At 66.2% G+C, this 585-nt stretch carries 1 protein-coding gene; it reads right to left on the reverse strand.

From position 1 onward, the window contains the following. Positions 1 to 38: 38 nt before the first annotated feature. Positions 39 to 585, reverse strand: a 547-nt coding sequence (locus HMPREF1316_RS04545; protein WP_021725758.1) for a DDE-type integrase/transposase/recombinase, incomplete at its 5' end; no start/stop codon positions are given.

Here is a 585-nt window from a genome sequence, read left to right on the forward strand (position 1 = left end):
GTGAACTGCGTCCCAAAACTTGGACGGCCAAATAGAGACTAAGCCGCATTCAGGGACTGATTCCGGAACTCCTCCGGGGTCAGTCCCCTCAGCTTGACCTGCCGCCTTCTCGTGTTCCAGTGGATGATGTAGGCGTCGAGATCCCCCTTGAACGCATCGAAGCCCGGCCACACCCGGTTCCGGAAGAGCTCGTCCCTCGGGTGCCCGAACACCTGCTCCGTCGCGCCGTCGTCGATGCAGTTGCCCTTCCGGGACATGCTCTGCACGATGCCGGCCTCCTCCAGCCTGCCGCACCACTCCGCGTGCCGGTGCCGCCATCCCATGTCCGAGTGCAGTGTCGGTCTGGCGCCCCAGGGCCTCTTGGACATGAGCTGGTCGAGCAGCTCATGCTGCCGGGCCATGTCGGGGTGCGTCGACGTCGACCAGGCGACGATCTCCTTGCTGCCGAAGTCGTAGACGGGCGCGGAGTAGGCCTTTCCCCACGGCCGCCCGGACTCAGTGACGTCGGTCCCCATCTTCTCCCAGGGCCCGTCGGCCCCGAAGTCGCGCCCCACCACGTTCTCGAAGGTCCTGCCCACGACCCCC

Origin of the sequence: Olsenella profusa F0195, from assembly GCF_000468755.1 — a bacterium.
In the GTDB taxonomy this organism is placed as follows: Bacteria; Actinomycetota; Coriobacteriia; order Coriobacteriales; family Atopobiaceae; genus Olsenella_F; species Olsenella_F profusa.